The organism is Nostoc sp. UHCC 0870 (assembly GCF_022063185.1).
Classification (GTDB): domain Bacteria; phylum Cyanobacteriota; class Cyanobacteriia; order Cyanobacteriales; family Nostocaceae; genus Trichormus.
The window spans coordinates 5703859-5723036 of the sequence record NZ_CP091913.1 but is presented as its reverse complement, the minus strand read 5'-3'; the positions used below and the strand labels follow the sequence as shown (position 1 = coordinate 5723036).

Genomic DNA, 19178 nt, shown 5'->3' with positions numbered 1-19178 from the left:
CAGGCTGACTGATTTTATCAACCTCAGCTACATTTACAAAGACCTGTAGAATTGTGACAATTACGCTAGAATTATTAAAGCTTCTTTACAGAATTTGCTGATCATCCCCAATTCTGTTAAAACAGCCTAGACCAAAATGTAAATCTCAAAATTCCCCCTAGACTTCACTAAAAAGCTTCTATGACGCTCCCAATTCGCAACGTCGCCATTATCGCCCACGTAGATCACGGCAAAACCACCCTGGTTGATGCACTCCTCAAACAATCCGGCATTTTCCGCGAAGGCGAAGACGTTCCGGATTGCGTCATGGACTCCAACGCTTTAGAGCGAGAGCGGGGCATTACTATTCTGTCGAAAAATACAGCTGTTCGCTACAAAGAAACACTGATCAATATTGTTGATACTCCAGGACACGCTGACTTCGGTGGTGAAGTTGAGCGCGTACTCGGCATGGTTGATGGCTGTCTGCTGATTGTTGATGCCAATGAAGGCCCCATGCCCCAAACACGCTTTGTGTTGAAAAAAGCTTTGGAAAAAGGGCTGCGCCCCATTGTTGTTGTTAACAAAATTGACCGTGGCCAAGCTGACCCCCACGTTGCTGTGGATAAAGTGTTGGATCTGTTCTTGGAATTAGGTGCAGACGAAGACCAGTGTGATTTTACCTATCTGTTCGCCTCCGGTATGGGCGGTTATGCTAAGGAAAGCTTAGAAGCAGAATCGGTAGATATGCAACCCCTATTTAATGCGATTCTGCAACACGTTCCACCCCCAGTAGGCGATATCAACAAGCCCCTACAATTGCAAGTCACAACCTTAGATTATTCTGAATATCTGGGACGAATTGTCATTGGCAGAATTCACAACGGTACAATCCGCGCTGGACAACAAGCTGCTCTAGTAACAGAAGATGGCAGCATTGTCAAGGGTAAAATTACCAAGCTGATGGGATTTGAAGGGCTAAAGCGGGTAGAAATGGAAGAAGCTACCGCAGGTTATATTGTGGCGGTGTCTGGTTTTGCTGATGCTTACATTGGCGAAACAATTACTGACCCCAACGAACCCCAAGCTTTACCACTCATTAAAGTGGATGAACCTACCTTACAAATGACCTTCTGGGTAAATGATTCACCCTTTGCTGGTCAAGAAGGTAAATTGGTGACATCCAGACAAGTACGCGATCGCCTATTCCGCGAACTAGAAACCAACGTTGCTCTCCGGGTGGAAGAAACCGACTCTCCCGATAAATTCCTAGTTTCCGGTCGTGGAGAACTGCACTTGGGCATCTTAATCGAAACCATGCGCCGCGAAGGTTTTGAGTTTCAAGTCTCCCAACCACAAGTAATTTACCGAGAAATCAACGGTCAACCTTGCGAACCTTTTGAACTCTTGGTTTTAGACATTCCTGCTGATGCTGTTGGTAGCTGTATCGAACGCCTAGGACAACGCAAAGGCGAAATGCAAGATATGCAACCTGGAAGTGGCGATCGCACTCAGCTAGAGTTTGTTATTCCCGCCCGTGGTTTGATTGGTTTCCGTGGTGAATTCATGCGGATGACTCGCGGTGAAGGCATCATGAACCACAGTTTCTTAGATTACCGTCAACTCAGTGGTGATATTGAAGCTCGTAACAAAGGTGTGCTAATCTCCTTTGAAGAAGGCGTTTCTACCTTCTACGCTATGAAGAACGCTGAAGATAGAGGAGCATTCTTTATTACTCCTGGTACTAAAGTTTACAGAGGCATGATTGTTGGTGAACACAATCGCCCTCAAGACTTAGAATTAAATGTCTGCAAAACCAAGCAGTTAACCAATCACCGCGCTGCTGGTGGTGATGAATTGGTTCAATTGCAAGCCCCAATAGACATGAGTTTAGAACGCGCGTTGGAATACATCGGCCCTGATGAGTTGGTCGAAGTTACACCCCAATCAATCCGTCTACGGAAGATGTCGAAGAAATTGGCGAAACGGTAAGTAAAGCCGTAACTTAATTAATTTAGAAAGCCCACTGATGTGGGCTTTTTTTCTCCAGTGAGTTTTTCTTGATACACTTCAGAGATATTACATATAAAAATTTTAATTATTAACTTTATACTGAATTAATGATGTAGCAGTTTTAATTTAATAATTATATTATGGAAAGTGAATATCGTAATTTAATTGATAAAGTTTTAAAACAGGTTGGCAGAAATATATTACTATTTCAGCAAATAGAAAAAGGGTTAAAGATAATTCTTCCATTTATATCTCATCCAACTGCTCCACAAAAAGATATTGATGATATACGCAAACAAAGGGAATTCGTCAAGGCAAAAACTCTAGGCTTGCTAGTAAATAGCCTTGTTAAATCTACTGATTCTAATGTTGATTACTATGCCAAAAACCTAAAAAATATCGTTAATAAGAGAAACCAACTCGTTCATCATTTTGGTGATAAGCAAGGCTTGAATATATTAACCACTGAAGAAGGTTGTAAAACTTGCCTTATTTGCTTAAATGAACAATATCAAGAAGCAATTTATTTTTATAAGGAAATAGAAGTACTTGTATTCATTTTGCTTGATTTACTGCAAAAAACTCATGGTGAGTCCCATCTAGAGATTCAAAGGTTGCACAGTGAATTCAAAAAATCTGTTATGTTTGAATTTGAGTATATAAATCTTTCTGATCCTTGTGAGACCGTATGGGAAAATACAAGAATCGTGAACCTTTTACAACTAGCTGAAATAAATATAGCCACAAGGAATAATATGACCCCGTTAGCAAAAGCAGGGGAATTCATCAAAAAGATAGATCCTGAATGTACGCCTAAGAGATATGGCATTAAAAATCTTAAAGGTGTTTTAAAAGCATCCGGTTTATTTGAAGTCCGCGAAATGCAAAATAGCCAACAGAGTATTATTCTATATAAAAGCAAAAAATTATGAATAAGAAAGTTAAAAACGTATCAAGCTATGATGATTAGCGATCGCTATACAGAAACACCTCTATTTTACAAACTATATTGAACACTGTGAATAAACTGTGAGGTCATGAAAACTGAAGCACTCAAAAAGCGACTAGATAAATGCGGATAGATGTAGTCTCTGTTTAAAGAAGGGAAGTACATCCTGATTTTCTTTTAATTCATTATTACTGTTAAGCAATTTTTCCAAATCATCAAGCTCATATAGACACTGTTTAAGGTCTAGGGTAAAAGAATCTAGACCTTTCATTTTTCACTCTCTTTTAATGAGCTATATAATATCTCCAGGCGATCGTGATTAATTATATCAATAATAGTTATTTCCCCAGGCTTAAAGTCAAAAATAATCCTATATATGCCTGCTCGCCCAATGAAATAATTTGGAATAGATTTCAGTTGATGAATTTGAATTGTAGAAAAATTAGGAAATTCTTCTAGACTATGAATAGCACGAATAACTTCCTCTTTATTTTTATTTTGTAAAGTATCAAGCGATATTCGGGCTTTATCAAGTAAAACTACTTGATTTTTCTTTAACTGTTGATTATTAGATTCAATACCTGAATTCATAACAAAGACAGCATTCTTGTAGATAATATTTATAAGATTATATCGCTAATCCAATCTAATCCAAGCGAATGTGTTCACTCATTTCTCAACTGTCTGAGTTTCTCTTGAAGATATGAGGGATGATTTTGCTTTAGTACCTCAACTAAATCATCCTCTTCTGCTGTCCGGTAATCAATCTCGTCTCGGTGATCAAAGTAATAAGCCATTGCTGCATAAACAGATGCCAGTGATAGGTCATACTTACCAGCAATATCGGCCAAAGAATACCCTAGCTTTAAGTACATCATCGCCACATCCTCTACAGCAATGCGAGTACCAGCAATTCGAGGTTTTCCACTCCGTATATCAGAGGCGATTTCAATATACTCCTGACTGACCAACTGCATCAATTAATATTCCATGTTTGTTCCATACTTTAATCATATACAGTAGTCCTGGCTCTGACAAAGTTGATCGCTTCTAATACTTTCTTATAGTTGACTCTGTGACTTTCCATCAGTGTTGGGTTAAAAAAGAAACATGAAAATGATCAAACCCATCACTAACTGGTTAGAAATCCATGCTAGTTCCCCTGCATACACCGGTTGGGTACTAGCGGGAATTGCTGTTTGTTTTTTCGGTGCAGCGATTAATACAATGGCTGGCTGGCTTTACGCTATTAGCGGCGTGAGTTTTGCCCTCTTGGGTATAGCTGCATTTTTACCCCCGCGATCGCTCAATGGTCTATCTGTCACTCGTCGCCCGATTCCACCGGTATCTGCCGGAGATGATTTAATCTTAGAATTAGAAATCCGCAATCAAACTAAGCAACCTGTCAGCTTATTGCAAGTTGCAGATATATTACCTTTTGTCTTAGGAAAACCAGTCCAACAGGGGATTGAATCCATTGCCAGTCAAGAAAGTTACCGTTGGGTGTATGACCAACCTACCCAACACCGGGGTGTATATCGCTGGCACAATGTTGAACTGGGTACTGGTGCGCCTTTAGGATTGTTTTGGAGTCGCCGTCAGCATCACTGTGAAGCGACAGCCATTGTTTATCCTACCGTCTTACCCTTGACTACTTGCCCCCTTGTAGATGAAATCGGGCAAGCAGAAAGTAACCGGAGTGAGTATCGGGGGAAACCTTTGCAGACATCCACATCAGGGTTAGTGCGATCGCTCCGTCCCTACCGTCTTGGCGACCCTACCCGTCTCATTCACTGGCGGACTAGCGCACGTTACGGTGAATTGCGGGTGCGGGAATTAGAAATGGTTACAAGTGGACAGGAAATTATTATTGCTCTGGATAGTGCTGGTAGTTGGGAAGCTGAAAACTTTGAACAAGCAGTAATTGCCGCAGCTTCACTGTATTTTTACGCACAGCGTCAGCAATTACAGGTGCAACTATTCACATCTGCCACAGGATTAGTTCAAGGCGATCGCTCGGTTTTAGAAACTCTAGCAGCTACTAGATATCACGAAGATGCTAGCAAACTAGAATTGCGGCATCCTTTGATTTGGTTAACACAAAACCCTCTAGGTCTTTCTCAACTGCCTCAAGGTAGTCGTTGGGTGCTGTGGCAAGATATACAATCAGCTACAGAGCAAGTCATGGTTAATAGAGATTATCCTGGGATGATCATCGAAAAAGAACAGGCCTTGCGATCGCAATTACAAAAACCTTTAGATTCATGAAATGCTGTGATGCGTTTTTCGGATTGGTTTTAAGTAGTTGGACAAAAATATTTACAGTCATTGCGAGCGGAGCGAAGCAATCCCAGCCCTTGCGATTGCTTCATTACGCTTCGCTTCATTCGCAATGACCAATTATTCCTTGATGGTACTTGCACCATTATTTATTTATTGATAGAAACATTTTAAACTTTGCTTGGTTCAAGCCCCCGGATTTATCCGTGGGCATTAATTGCGTAAAGCCTGCGGCATAGCTGCGCTTAGAGCGGAAGCGGGGCGTTTAGCCCATTGCGTTAGCGTAGCGGGGCGTTAGCCCATTGCGTTAGCGAAGCGGGACGAAGCCCATTGCGAATTGTACTGACATTTTCCAGAAGCTACCAATCAATAGAATATTTAATACTCAAAGTCCTACCTCTAGCCGCAGCGTAAGCACTATCACTAGCTTGTAATTGCGAAACTACAGGAAAATATTGAGTATTAAAAAGGTTTTCTAGTCCTATTTGTAATGTACCTGTGCCGAACTTCACACTACTAATGTAATCGACTACAAAATAACTCTCTACAGGTCTTCTACCAAAGGCGGTAGTATTAGCAGTAAAGACTTCTCGATTCCCAGATAACAAAGCTTGCAGACGATTTCGCCAACCGGGTAAAGTCTCATTTTCTACATAGGCGGTAATTTTTAAGGGAGGGATTCTAAAGCCATCTAAAGATTCGTAATCACCATCATTATTAGTATCAATTTCACCCCCAATTAAGGTAAATGTCCCGCCTATTTGCCATTGGGAACTCGGTTGTACGTCAATGGCTGCTTCCAAACCATATATACGTTCTGGGGCGCGAATTACAGTCCCGGGTGCGGTGAAGGTTGTACCTAATTCTGACTCATTGTAAAAGGCTGAGAGAGAAGCTTGGAGAGTATCCCATTGTCCCCGAATCCCAATTTCATAGTTATCGACTTTTTGCGGTTCAGGATTAAGAGTTTCTACAGAAAAACCTGGGCGGGCGTTGCGGAGTGCTAACCCAATATCTGAGAGTGAGAAACCTTGAGCATAGTTCGCAAAAACGCTCATTTGCGGATTGATGGCGTAGACTGCGCCGACATTGAACAGAGTCGCATCAAAGTTTAAATCGCCACCGGCAATAGTGACGTTGGGATTAGCTAAGGTGCGGAAATCATCGACGCTGACATCAGCATTTTCGTAGCGGACACCACCATTCAATACTAAGCGATCGCCTATCTCCCAATTCAACTGAGCAAACAATCCCAGATTCCTTAATTCTAAAGGCGGAGTCCAAGAGCGATCGCCTGTTTTGCGAAATGCTAACCCCCCACTAGCAGCAAACGCAGCTTGATCAAATACCGATACAGGTTGGGATGTATCTTCCTTGGAGTAATCGACACCCCAAAGTAGTTTAGCTGCACCTTGGTTAAATAAAGGTGTTTCTATTTGTAAGCGTCCGCCATACTTTTCTGATTCCACCCGTGATTGGATGATTTCGTTCCCTAAACTGGCAAAGTTACGACCATCAAAGGGAAAGAAGCGGGTGAGATAATCCCGATAATATAACTGTGCTTGTAGTTTGCTATTGAATAAATCGTCATGGGTGTATTGCAGGTTGATGAATGTATTTTCATTCCCCGGCTTTTCGTCCAAACTTAACCCGTCCAAAGCACGAGCCTTTTGTCTGCCTGGGATAGTATTAACACTAGGATCATTGGCAATATTTGTATCTTGCTTCTCATCGAAGCGGTTAAAAGTGAGTTGTAGACGTTGATTGGTAGCGATATCAACGCCAAACTTCCCAAATAAGTTAATACTAGAAGCATCAGAAAAGCCACCTTGGGCGTTAGGATCAGAAGGAATGCGATCGCCTTGAGCATCAAAGAAGCCGCCAGTTTTCGCTACAGCAAAGTTAAAGGTAAAATCGACATTCCCCTGTCTGGCTGAGAGAAAATGCTGTAAATTCGTCCCAAAACTTTCTCCTTCTAAATTACCCAAAGCTGCATTCACACCAACTTCTGTCCGCGAAGTCAAACTTTCTTCAGTGGGTTTGCGGGTAATGATATTAATCACACCCCCAGTAGCACCATCACCATAAATTGCACTAGGGCCGCGTACCACTTCAATTCGTTCAATCGCCGCCGTATCAATCGTTCTCAAATCCCGTGACGCATTACGGGTTGTAGATTGGGGAACGCCATCAATTAATATTTGGGGATTACGTCCCCGCAGAGTCAAACCGAAATTACTAGCACTTTGTGTTGGCGATGCTAACCCAGGAATTGTTTTACCCAGAATTTCGATTAAATTACGGGAAGTACTGGCTTGTTCCTGAATTTGTTCGCGGTTAATGACGGTAATTGAACGCGGGATATTTTGTAACGGTGTTTCTGTACGTGTGGCTGTCACCACCAGTTCAATCGGTTCATCTGTTTCCGCAGTTGGTTGTTCTGGGGTTTGCGGTTCATTCTCTGGTGTTTCTGGCGGTGTGGGAGAATCAGCTGCTACTTCTGTAGGTGTGAAGGCTAAAATTAAACCCTGATCACTATCAAAGAACTGAACTCTGGGAAGGCTTTGCTCACCTGTTACCGTCACCCGAATAGTATTGTCATCTTGATTAACGATGGTGATACCTGTTACACCTTTGGCTGGGTTGTCTTGGCTGAATGTGTTTCCCTGAGCCAAATTGAGTTGAGCGTTACTGATATTAGCAATCAAACTATTGCCTTGATTTTGTGTTGCTACCCGCAACTGTTCGGCGGCGGTGGTTTCTAGTATTACCTCTACACCTTTATCTGTCGGAACAACCTTCACACCAGTCACTTGAATCAATGTTTGAGGGTTAGGTGTTGGTGATTGTGTTAGTAAAGGGGTGTAGGGGTATAAGGGTGTAGGGGTATAGGGAAATGACGTTTTGATTTCCTCTGTTGGTGATGCTGCTTCCTGACTGTTTGCAGGGTGGTTGATGAATGAGTAAATAGAGCCTGTAAGCAAGAGAAGAAAAAGGATGTTTCCGGGTTGCATTTTCACTTCACACCTAAAAGTTGCGACTGGATCATGACTAGTGACATCATCCATCGCAGATTTTTATTGATTTGCATTCGCAATAGTCTTTAGACTTATAAAAATATCTTTATTTGAGAACTTATACAAGTAGTTTATTGAAAGTTTTAAAAAACCATGACTTTATCAGCGTACTTCAGGCATGGATTTCATGTATGTGGTCAAAAAGAGGAAAAGGGGCAGGGGGCAAGGGGGAAGACCGGGACAGAGCTTGGACTGCGCCCCGTATAAGCGTCCTAGAAGGACGGGGCTTGTACCCATGTTCCGCTCCGCTCCACGCATGGGGAAAGGGCTTGCTCCCCCTGCTCCCTGCTCCCTTCCCCCCTGCCTCTTCCGGTCATAAATAAGCGTCTGATCAAGCTAAAATCAAATTGTCGCTATAGTTTTGCAATAAACTTCATTTATCATCTTCAATAGCATACCTAGAAGCTAAATGCAGTTAGTAATCAAATCAATAACAGTATGAGCAAATTTACTAGACGTGCCTTTTTAACTGCGGCGACTGCTTCGGCTTTGACGGTGGCTTGTAATCGTTCTCCTCGTCCCCAAGCTGCTAATCCAACTGCAACGAGAGTAATCGCCCTGGAATGGGTGTATGCGGAAAACCTTTTAGCTTTAGGAATCCAGCCTGTAGGAGTTGCAGATATCCAGGGCTATAAACGATATGTGAATGTAGAACCATCCCTAGATGAGAGTGTAGTTGATGTTGGGACACGCCAAGAACCGAGTTTAGAAGCGATCGCGCAATTAAAACCAGATTTAATTTTAGGTGTAGAGTTAAGACATCAAACTATTTACGATACCTTATCTGCGATCGCCCCCACCCTCATATTTAACCCCTACCCCTCGGCGAACAACTCGAATCAACTTGATGAGATGCAGCAAACATTCCTCAAAATTGCGGAACGCGTCAACCGTCGAGATGTCGCCGAGAAAGTCCTTCAGCAGATGCAAACCCAATTTCAAACAGCAACCACCCGCATCAAAAACACCCCAAAACCTGATTTCGTCCTCGGACAATTCAGCGACAACACCCCCCAACTCCGCCTTTTTACCGATAACTCAATGGCTGCACAAATCATCACCGCCATCGGTTTAAAAAACGCCTGGAAAGGAGAATTTGACCGTTTTGGCTTCAACACAGTCTGGATAGAAGCATTACCAAAAGTAGAAACCGCCAACTTCATCTATATTTCCGCACCCAACAGCCCCTACCAAAAACAACTAGAAGATAACCCCGTCTGGAAAAAACTACAATTCGTCCAACAAAACAGATTGTATGCGATCGCCCCAGACACCTGGCTATTCGGAGGCCCCCTATCAGCCCAAATCCTCACAGAAAAAATCATCCAAACCTTTGCGTAACCTCTGCGTTAACCTCCGCGCCCCTCTGCGTTTCAAATCCATGCTCAAACCCCTCCTCACCCCAATCCTCATCCTCCTCCCCCTCCTCCTCCTCCACAGCAACCCCATCACCACCCCAGAAGACATCCTCCTCTACATCAAACTACCCCGCACAGTCATCGGAATCTTATCAGGCGCATCTTTAGGAATAGCCGGCGCACTATTCCAGACAGTCACCCGTAACCCCCTAGCCTCACCCGCCACATTAGGAGTCAACGCAGGCGCATATTTAGCCGTCACCGCCACCACCATCTTTGCACCAGAGATATTTACTTGGTCGCCTTTATTGGTAGCATTCACTGGTGGATTATTAGCAGCCTTACTCGTCTACGCCATAACCGGGAAAGAAATCACCCCCATTCGCCTCACCCTCTCAGGAATGGCTGTTTCCCTAGCCTTAGCCGCCTTCACTTCCGCCTTACAACTACTCTACGAAAACCAAACCCGTGATTTATTTTTTTGGGGTGCAGGTTCGTTACTACAAACCAATTGGCAAGGAAGTATTTACGCTGCACCTAGAGTATTATTAGGAGCGATCGCAGTTTTCCTCATCGCCAAACCCTTAGATGTCCTCCTGTTAGGCGAAGATGTAGCCCGTTCTCTCGGTGCAAAAGTCCAGTGGACACGTTTATGCAGTACCTTACTAGCCGTCTTTTTAGCCTCCGTTGCCGTGAGTGTAGTCGGGCCGATTGGCTTTGTAGGTTTAGTTGCACCCCACATTGGGAAATTAATGGGATGTCGCCAACACCGAATTTTATTACCATCGGCGGCGATGTGGGGTGCAGTAGTCTTACTAGCTGCTGATTTAGTAGCACAGCAAATATCTAGTGAATTACCTGCGGGTGGTATCACAGCTTTATTAGGCGCACCGTTTTTAGTCTGGTTGGTGCGTTCATCGCCTCGTCTATTGAGTAAAACAGGGGGAAATCATGGTTTAATCAAATCCCGTCTCCCGTATCCTGTTTTACTGTTTGCTGGGGTTCTTTCCCTGTTAATGGTGATGGTTTTGGGGTTATCCCTCGGCAATATTAATTTAGGTATTCATCAACTTATTCCAGTCATCCTGGGAAACAGTGACGCACTCACAGAAAGGATAGTCTTATACTTACGTCTGCCTCGCTTACTGGTAGCATTATTAGCAGGTGCATCTTTAGCAATTAGTGGCTTATTATTGCAGGGAGTTGTCCGCAATCCCCTAGCTGCACCGGAAATTATGGGGATTACGTCAGGGGCAGGTTTGGGGGCGTTACTGGTATTACTATTAGTACCTGATATACCTGTAACATTCATACCAATAGCCGCTTTTATTGGTGCAATTGTCGCCTTTGGTGTCGTTTATCTAGCAGCTTGGCAAAACGGTGTAGCACCAGCGCGGCTAGCTTTGATAGGAATTGCGGTGTCTGCGTTTTGTGCGGCTGGAATTAACTTGTTGGTAGTCAAATCCAAATTGCAGGTAGCTCAGGCTTTGGTGTGGCTAGCTGGAAGTACCTACGCTCGTCAGTGGGATGAAGTATGGCAATTATTAGCGTTTCCCTTGATTTTACTGCCTTTGGGGTGGTTATTTGCCCGTAAATTGGATGTGATGGCGTTAGGGGAAGATTTACCGCGAATTTTGGGGATGCGTTTACAAAAAGCCCGTGGTGTAATATTAGCGATCGCAGTGGCTTTAGCAGCTGCGGCTGTATCCACAGTAGGAACTATTAGCTTTGTCGGGTTAATTGCTCCCCATGCTGCACGTTTATTAGTAGGTTCTCGACACCGCCAGCTAGTACCCATAGCTGCTATTTTAGGCGCGATTTTAGTCATTTTAGCTGATACTGTTGGGCGTGTTCTTTTAGCTCCAAAAGAAATTCCTTCTGGGTTAGTAACTGCGCTAATTGGTACACCTTATTTTCTGTGGCTGCTAGGACTCAGCAGGAGATGATCACAATCAATTCGCAATTCGCAATTCGCAATTCGCAACGATGCTCCCGCCCCGCTCCGCTCTAAGCGCAGCTATGCCGCAGGCTTTACGCAATTACGTGTTGTAACGGGGATTTACACACCGGCATTCGTAACTTCTTCCCCATGCCCTATGCCTCAAGCACAAGGGGATTGAGTTTCCCATCGCTTTCAGGCAAAATTTAAAAACTCAGCTTGGGGATATCTCCCCAACAATAGCCTAGTGTTGCTGCGGTACAATGCAAAGAAATATTTAAATTATGAGCTGCCGATCCCAATGATCTCATCAGAAGCGAACACAACATCCACCGATAAAAGTCTAGAGGCGATGCGCCATTTTTCAGAACAATATGCCAAGCGTACAGGAACTTTCTTTTGTGCTGAACCTTCCGTGACTGCGGTTGTGATTGAAGGACTAGCTAAACATAAAGACGACCTGGGTGCGCCTTTGTGTCCCTGTCGCCACTATGAAGATAAAGAAGCAGAAGTTAAGGCTACATATTGGAACTGTCCTTGTGTGCCAATGAGAGAACGCAAAGAGTGCCATTGTATGCTGTTTCTCACCCCAGACAACGAGTTTGCGGGACAACAGCAAGAAATTGCGCTAGAAACCATTAAAGAAGTGCGAGAGAGCATGGGATGAGCGATACAATGCCCCCGGAGTATTGGCAAGGTGTAGAGCAATTTAATTCTGAACAGTTCTACGCCTGTCATGACACCCTAGAGGCTTTATGGATTGAAGCCAGCGAACCAGAAAAAACCTTTTATCAAGGCATTCTCCAAATTGCTGTGGCTCTTTATCACATGGGTAATCGTAACTGGCGGGGTGCAGCCATTTTATTAGGAGAAGGCAGTAATCGCCTGCGGCGTTACCCATCTAGTTACGGTGGTATTGATGTAGATGAATTACGAAACCAGAGCGGAGTCTTGTTACAGGTAATACAAGTGATTGACTTAGATAAAAATAATACTGATAACCTTAGTGACAATCCAGCCTTACCCTTACCCAAAATTGTGTTGATTGATAATTGAATTTCAGTTCGTAGTGAGGACTTTAGTCCTCTGTTGCGAACCCTACGCGAACCAATCAGGACTAAAGTCCTTACTACCAACAAAAAATGAAAACTTACAGAACCCCCGTTTCTCACAGAAACCGGGGTTCTAAATTCATGCTTAACTATTGAAGAAACTTTAAGATTTAGTGAAGCGTCAAAGCTTTAGCCAGTATTTAGCCCAATTGACTCCCGATTGGAGCTTTTATTTATGGAAAAAATGCTGGAGATACCTTAATATATCATCCACCATCCCGAATCTTAAATTGTTATGATGCCCTGTGATCAATCTTCATCAAAAATGCGCCGCCTTGGATTAGCCTTGGTGTTACAAGCTACATTCTTTAGTGCTTTATCCTTCCCCAATCAACTACAAACAGCTACTGCACAAACAACAGCCGGAAATCGTCCCCTGACTATCCGCTCTGACATCCAAGAATATGACTCAAAAAATCAGGTGATAACTGCTCGTGGTAATGTACAGATGTTGTATCCTGCTCGCCAGATTCAGGCTACAGCAAGTCAAGCCCAATATTTTAGCAAGGAACGCCGGATTGATTTCAGTGGTAATGTCTATATTTTGCAACAAGGCGGTAACAGTATGCGCGCCGAAAGGGTAACATATTTGATTGATGAAGGGCGATTTGTTGCCTTACCCCAATCTAGTCGTCAAGTAGAGTCTATTTATATGGTGGAAGATTCAGCACTTGACACTGGAAATAGTACACCTGCCCCCAACACACCAGCATTCAAGCCTGCTAATTAGCATCAACCATTAAGAAAGTCCGCAAATAGTGAAAATTGTTTTAGAAAATATTCACAAATCTTACGGCAAGCGAGTAATTGTCAATCGCGTCAACCTTTCTGTAGCTCAGGGTGAAATTGTCGGGTTACTTGGCCCCAATGGGGCTGGTAAAACAACGACATTCTACATTGCCACAGGTTTAGAAAAACCTAATCAGGGGAAAGTTTGGTTAGATAGTTTAGATATTACTGGATTGCCAATGCACAAAAGGGCGCGGTTGGGCATTGGCTATCTAGCCCAGGAAGCGAGTGTTTTTCGTCAACTTTCAGTCCAAGATAATATTTTGTTGGTGCTAGAGCAAACCAATGTACCGCGACGGGAATGGTCAAAGCGATTAACAACTTTATTGCGGGAGTTTCGCTTAGAGAAATTAGCTAGAAGCAAAGGGATTCAACTATCTGGCGGAGAAAGACGGCGTACAGAATTAGCCAGAGCCTTAGCAGCAGGGAGAGAAGGGCCAAAGTTCTTACTTTTAGATGAACCCTTTGCAGGGGTTGATCCGATCGCAGTACATGAGATTCAGCATATTGTCGCACAACTGCGCGATCGCGGCATGGGCATCTTAATTACAGATCACAACGTCCGCGAAACCCTAGCCATTACCGACCGCGCCTACATCATGCGCGAAGGACAAATTCTAGCCTATGGTACGGCTGATGAACTATACAACAATCCACTAGTGCGACAGTATTATTTAGGCGATAATTTCCAAGTTTAGGGGAGCAGAGGTAGTAGGAGGATAGCAAAGCAGATTTTACCCCAATACCCAATTACGAATTACGTAAAGCCTGCGGCATAGCTGCGCTTAGAGCGTAGCGGGACGTAAGTCCAGATTGAAACCTCGTCCAACGCCTGAACCCCCCTACACCCCTACACCCTTATACCCCTACACCCCTAATGAAGAATTACGAATTAAATCATGGTGTCCAAAAATTTCCCGGTTTTCTACAGCCTCAAATCATTGCTGCCTTTTACAATTATGGATCGCTACCTCGCTAGCGAACTACTGCCAACATTTTTATTTGGGGTTGGGGCTTTTTCTTCCATTGGTGTCACCATTGATGCAGTATTTGAGTTAGTACGCAGAATCGTAGAATCTGGACTATCCATTGATATTGCCGTTCAGGTTTTTTTATTAAAGCTGCCTAATTTCATCGTTTTAGCTTTCCCCATGTCTACACTGTTGGCGACTTTGATGGCTTATAGTCGTCTTTCGAGTGAGAGCGAACTCATTGCTATGCGAGGTTGTGGAGTCAGCGTCTATCGGATGGTGCTAACGGCGGTAGTGCTGAGTTTTGTCGTGACTGGTATGACTTTTGTATTTAACGAACAAATTGCACCAGCTGCAAATTACCAAGCCACTCTCACCTTAAACGCTGCTATTAAGTCAGATAAACCAACTATTAAGCAACAGAATATTTTTTATCCAGAATACCGGGAAGTTGTAGATCCAGATGGCACGAAAAACAGGATGCTGACGCGGCTGTTTTATGCTGACCAGTTTGATGGTAGGCGGATGAAAGGTTTAACTATTATAGACCGTTCTACGGAAGGGTTAAATCAAATTGTGGTAGCAGAATCCGCCGAGTGGAATGGCTCGCAAAGTGTTTGGGATTTTTATAACGGGACAATTTATTTAGTAGCTCCCGATCGCTCTTATCGCAATATCTTAAGATTTGAAAAGCAACAATTAAAGCTTCCCCGCACTCCCTTAAGTTTGGCAGAAAAAAGCCGCGACTATGGCGAGATGAATATTGCAGAGGCTTTAGAACAGCTAACTGTGGAAAGATTGGCAGGCGATCGCCAAAAAATTCGTAAACTAGAAGTCAGGATTCAGCAAAAAATTGCCTTGCCCTTTGTCTGCGTAGTTTTTGGCTTAGTCGGTGCAGCAATGGGAACTATACCACAACGCACCGGACGAGGTACAAGTTTTGGGATTAGTGTGATTGTAATTTTTTCTTATTATCTACTGGGCTTTATTACCGGGGCTTTAGGACAAGCCGGTGTAGTTTCTCCCTTCGTTGGTGCTTGGTTGCCTAACTTTATTTTTTTGGGAGTAGGTACATTTTTATTAATACGTGTTGCCCAAAAGTAAATTTTAGCGTGAGAATAGGTGATAGGGAATAGGTGACAGGTGACAGGTGACAGGTGATAGGGAATAGGTGACAGGTGACAGGTGACAGGTGACAGGTGACAGGTGACAGGTGACAGGTGACAGGTGACAGGTGACAGGTGACAGGTGACAGGTGACAGGTGACAGGGAAAAATTTAGTAATGCCCATTCCCATTAAATACACATTAAATTTACTTATATTTCATTATGAAAAATCGTCGTTATCCCCCTGCTTACTTACGCTATCTCAAAGCCAGATTAATGAATTTGGGGCGACCTAGTTTTTGGGGAACAGCCATTTTTCTATCTGTAGTTGGTCTGGTGATTCAAGAATATTGGGCAAACCCGGATCTATTTGGTGAAAGGCCAGATAACGCGGTGAGTGCTTCAGATCCTCTGAGTGCTTCACTTTCGGCTGAAGATAGAGCGATCGCAGCTGATATTGATAATTTACCATTATTGTTTGGCACAAATGAACAATTGAGTTTGCCAACACCTACAAATAATCCGCCAGACGATAACAGCAAAAACCCATTACTGGATGCCGCTAGTAAAAAACAATCTACCGAGCAGAAATCAAAACCTATTACTAATAGTCTTAATACCCTAGCTACCTCTCAAAATCAAAACCTGTTTGTCTCACAAACCCAAAATTTATTAAGGTTTGGAGCAACTGATAATAATCATTTATTAGGTTTTAAATCTTTGGATTCATCGGCTGAATCAACAGCAGCCAATGCCAATTCTCCGGGTGTGGGAACAGGACTAGTTAATCAAACTAATCAGAATCAAAATAATAATTCTACTACTTCTTTAACAACCGTTGTTAACCCACCAAATAATCAAAATCTATCGACTATTAATAGTGCAACTTCATCACCGATTAACCCTCTAAGCAATTCTTCTTATGGAGGATTAATACAGACTGCACCTACTAGCATCTCACCAAACCAAAGTTTTTCACCTAGTACAGGATTAAATTCACCTACAAATTCAATTCAGCCAACTGGATACAATAACTTCAATAACAGTCAAAGTTTTTCACCTAATACGGGACTAAATCCTTCCACAAATTATATTCAACCAAATACGCCCAATCTCCAGCCGGGTATTAACAATAACCTCAACGTTCAGCCTCTTTCATCTAGCACAGGGTTAAATGCTAGACCTGGCTACATCCAACCGGATTCTAATAATAACTTGAATAACAGTCAGGTTTCGCCTAACCAAGTACAAGTAACAACACCAGTCATCACGCGGACATCACCAATTATTGGCCCCTACACTATCCGCAATCCCAGCCCAGGTGTTATGACAAACACAACGCCATTAGTACCAAATAGTTATGGTAATTCCATCTGGCAGCAACCCAATCAACTTCCCCAACCTAATGTTCCATACAATCCATATATTAGCCAACCCCAACGGAAATAATCTTAACTCTGTGTTCTCTGTGCCTCTGTGGTAAAAAATAATTTAATGAACCACAGAGGCACGGAGACACAGAGAATAAAGCAAAAATTTTTCCCTAGTTTGAGTATTTATCTAAATTTAATGCAAACTTATCAAGTGAGGCCGTATCATCAGATCCCAATTCTGGAGTGTGGTGAACGGTTGGTAGAGATTCCGTTAGAAATGTTTGCCGTGGAATCTCCTCATCCTTATCAAAAGCTAGGTGCTAGTTACGGGAATTATTCTCCTTATTATCTCCGCCAGAGTGTAGTTGAGAATTTAATTCAAGCTCAGAATTATCTGCAATTGCTGCGTCCTAATTGGCGCATTCAGATATTTGATGCTTATCGCCCGGTGGCTGTGCAGCAGTTTATGGTAGATTACAGCTTTGCTACAGCATTACAGGAACGGGGGCTAACTGAAGCTGAGTTAACACCCCAGCAAAGCCAAGAGATTTGGGAAGCAGTGTATGAAATTTGGGCTGTACCCAGTATGGATGAAAAAACCCCTCCTCCTCATAGTACAGGTGCAGCCGTAGACATTACCCTGGTAGATGAAGCTGGACAGATTATCGATATGGGTTCGCCGATAGATGAAATGTCAGAGCGATCGCATCCCGATTACTATGCTCATAGGGATCATCCAAATGCACACTACTATCACACCCATCGTCAGTTATTGTACGATGTCATGTTAAAAGCTGGTTTTCAACGCAACCCCAAAGAATGGTGGCATTTTTGTTACGGTGATCAAATGTGGGCTTGGCTAAATAATCAAGCCACAGCCAGTTATGGGCGTTTGTACTGAACAGGGAACACCTACTAAGCATCTTGAGGGTTAATCTGAATCATTTGCCAAGTGGTATATGTACCAATGGGACTCCAAAGTAAATAGGGAACTAATAATAATGCTGCCCAACCAGAAACAGTTAAGACTGTAATGGCTAAAATAATACAGATAGTAAAACCTGTGCCACCGAGAAGTGTACCCACATGAAGACTGCGAAGCCTGAACATAACTGGTGTATAGGCGATTGTGACTATTTCTAATAGTAGGTATAAACCCATGAGTAACCAAGTTGGGTTTGTATCTGGTTGGCGTTCCCAAACAATATAAGCTGACCATGCACCGCAGATAAAGATGACAGTCCAAATAATAGGAATTGCGGCTTCAAAGGTGAGCCATTTAGGTCTTTGTAAGCGGTTAAACCACTGACGATCGCTTGGTGTAATCCAATTTGCTGCTAAGGCCACTACAAAAGCGACACCTCCAATCACCATCCAAGATTTAATCATGTCTTCTATTCCTTGCGATCGCGGAGCATCATCGCTGGCTATAGCTTTAATTTTGTCAGATTAATGCCAAATTGCTCATCAATCCTAAGTGAGAAATGTTGAGTTTGTCTAATTTTATGCCTGAAGATGTGGCAGTGGTTATGTCTGTAGGTGGGGGTAAAGGCTCAGGGGTAAAAATATGCTGGTGATGGGGAAATTAGGTAATCAGATATATGCAAGCTGAAACAGAAACGCGATCGCCAGCACATAGTTCGCTGCATGGAATTGCCAAGACTATTAATTTCACAGGCTGGGTTACTTTTTGGGTGCAACTGACACTAGTTGTAGTTTCTGGATTAGTGCTGCTATTTGCTTCCACTGGTCGTGACTTTGCTGCTCAACCAAATGCTGGACTCGGTATCGGTATATTCTGGGCTATATGCGGAGTTGTGGCGTTATTGTTTAGCGTGTATTGGAATTTTCGTTACACTCGCATCGGTAAGCGGTTGGATAACCCTAACCCAACTCTACATCCTAGTAAAGCAGAGACAACTAGAATTATTCAAGTAGGGATAATTGTAGGTTTAGTAGGGATTCTATTAAGTCTTTTAGGTGCGGGTGCAACCTTGGGAGTGTTGATCGCAAAATCTATTTCCCAACCCCCAGGAGTGGCTATCACTGATCCTAATAAAATTATCCGCGCCTTGGATGTGTTTGTGATGGTAGCAAATATTAATGGTATTGCTGCTCACTTTATCGGAACTGTAGCTTCGATGTGGTTATTAGAAAAATTGCATCAACATTAAGGTGACAGGGGACAGGTGACAGGGGACAGGGGACAGGTGACAGGTGACAGGGGACAG

Annotated in this window: 17 protein-coding genes; 13 read left to right on the top strand and 4 right to left on the bottom strand. The window is 43.1% G+C overall.

The features are described 5' to 3' along the window. Window positions 1–180 precede the first annotated feature (180 nt). Complete coding sequence (gene typA / locus L6494_RS24285; protein WP_237990286.1) at window positions 181–1971, top strand: translational GTPase TypA; 1791 nt, start codon at window positions 181–183, stop codon at window positions 1969–1971. A gap of 161 nt (window positions 1972–2132) precedes the next feature. Continuing rightward, on the top strand, window positions 2133–2924 hold the full coding sequence (locus L6494_RS24280) for an OST-HTH/LOTUS domain-containing protein (protein WP_237990285.1): 792 nt from the start codon (window positions 2133–2135) through the stop codon (window positions 2922–2924). A gap of 284 nt (window positions 2925–3208) precedes the next feature. Here L6494_RS24280 and L6494_RS24275 read toward each other — a convergent pair whose 3' ends face one another. Further along, window positions 3209–3532 carry a type II toxin-antitoxin system RelE family toxin gene (locus L6494_RS24275; protein ID WP_237990284.1) on the bottom strand — a complete coding sequence of 108 codons (324 nt, stop codon included), beginning with the start codon at window positions 3530–3532 and terminating at the stop codon, window positions 3209–3211. Window positions 3533–3606: 74 nt separating this feature from the next. After that, complete coding sequence (locus L6494_RS24270) at window positions 3607–3918, bottom strand: DUF433 domain-containing protein (RefSeq protein WP_237990283.1); 312 nt, start codon at window positions 3916–3918, stop codon at window positions 3607–3609. A gap of 133 nt (window positions 3919–4051) precedes the next feature. Here L6494_RS24270 and L6494_RS24265 point away from each other — a divergent pair, with 133 nt between their 5' ends. Continuing rightward, on the top strand, window positions 4052–5209 hold the full coding sequence (locus L6494_RS24265) for a DUF58 domain-containing protein (RefSeq protein WP_237990282.1): 1158 nt from the start codon (window positions 4052–4054) through the stop codon (window positions 5207–5209). Window positions 5210–5580: 371 nt separating this feature from the next. Here the strand turns inward: L6494_RS24265 and L6494_RS24260 are convergent, their stop codons facing one another. Then, on the bottom strand, window positions 5581–8289 hold the full coding sequence (locus L6494_RS24260) for a TonB-dependent siderophore receptor (protein WP_237990281.1): 2709 nt from the start codon (window positions 8287–8289) through the stop codon (window positions 5581–5583). A gap of 447 nt (window positions 8290–8736) precedes the next feature. On the opposite strand from L6494_RS24260, the gene L6494_RS24255 reads away from it, so the two are divergent. From L6494_RS24255 to L6494_RS24215, 9 genes are all read left to right on the top strand, one after another. Further along, window positions 8737–9639, top strand: a complete 903-nt coding sequence (locus L6494_RS24255) for an ABC transporter substrate-binding protein (RefSeq protein ID WP_237990280.1) — start codon at window positions 8737–8739, stop codon at window positions 9637–9639. 40 nt (window positions 9640–9679) lie between these two features. Further along, entirely contained in the window at window positions 9680–11602 is a 1923-nt protein-coding gene (gene fhuB, locus L6494_RS24250) for a Fe(3+)-hydroxamate ABC transporter permease FhuB (RefSeq protein WP_237990279.1), read from the top strand. A gap of 294 nt (window positions 11603–11896) precedes the next feature. Then, on the top strand, window positions 11897–12262 hold the full coding sequence (locus tag L6494_RS24245; protein ID WP_237990278.1) for a ferredoxin thioredoxin reductase catalytic beta subunit: 366 nt from the start codon (window positions 11897–11899) through the stop codon (window positions 12260–12262). Then, entirely contained in the window at window positions 12259–12651 is a 393-nt protein-coding gene (locus L6494_RS24240; protein WP_237990277.1) for a DUF309 domain-containing protein, read from the top strand. The genes L6494_RS24245 and L6494_RS24240 overlap by 4 nt, the downstream gene beginning before the upstream one ends. 291 nt (window positions 12652–12942) lie before the next feature. Beyond that, window positions 12943–13437, top strand: a complete 495-nt coding sequence (locus tag L6494_RS24235; protein WP_237990276.1) for an LptA/OstA family protein — start codon at window positions 12943–12945, stop codon at window positions 13435–13437. A 28-nt stretch (window positions 13438–13465) separates the two neighbouring features. Next, window positions 13466–14194, top strand: coding sequence for an LPS export ABC transporter ATP-binding protein (gene lptB / locus L6494_RS24230; RefSeq protein ID WP_237990275.1), 729 nt, complete (start codon window positions 13466–13468; stop codon window positions 14192–14194). A gap of 261 nt (window positions 14195–14455) precedes the next feature. Next, window positions 14456–15571: an LptF/LptG family permease gene (locus L6494_RS24225; RefSeq protein WP_237996254.1), complete on the top strand. Its 1116-nt coding sequence runs from the start codon at window positions 14456–14458 to the stop codon at window positions 15569–15571. Window positions 15572–15796: 225 nt separating this feature from the next. Further along, the gene (locus L6494_RS24220; RefSeq protein ID WP_237990274.1) at window positions 15797–17023 is read left to right on the top strand and encodes a hypothetical protein; all 1227 of its coding nucleotides are present in this window, start codon (window positions 15797–15799) and stop codon (window positions 17021–17023) included. 120 nt (window positions 17024–17143) lie between these two features. Further along, window positions 17144–17848, top strand: a complete 705-nt coding sequence (locus L6494_RS24215; RefSeq protein ID WP_237990273.1) for a M15 family metallopeptidase — start codon at window positions 17144–17146, stop codon at window positions 17846–17848. Between the two features lie 14 nt (window positions 17849–17862). Here the strand turns inward: L6494_RS24215 and L6494_RS24210 are convergent, their stop codons facing one another. Continuing rightward, window positions 17863–18336: a TspO/MBR family protein gene (locus L6494_RS24210; RefSeq protein ID WP_237990272.1), complete on the bottom strand. Its 474-nt coding sequence runs from the start codon at window positions 18334–18336 to the stop codon at window positions 17863–17865. A 212-nt stretch (window positions 18337–18548) separates the two neighbouring features. Here L6494_RS24210 and L6494_RS24205 point away from each other — a divergent pair, with 212 nt between their 5' ends. After that, window positions 18549–19121, top strand: a complete 573-nt coding sequence (locus L6494_RS24205) for a DUF3611 family protein (protein ID WP_237990271.1) — start codon at window positions 18549–18551, stop codon at window positions 19119–19121. Window positions 19122–19178: the final 57 nt, after the last annotated feature.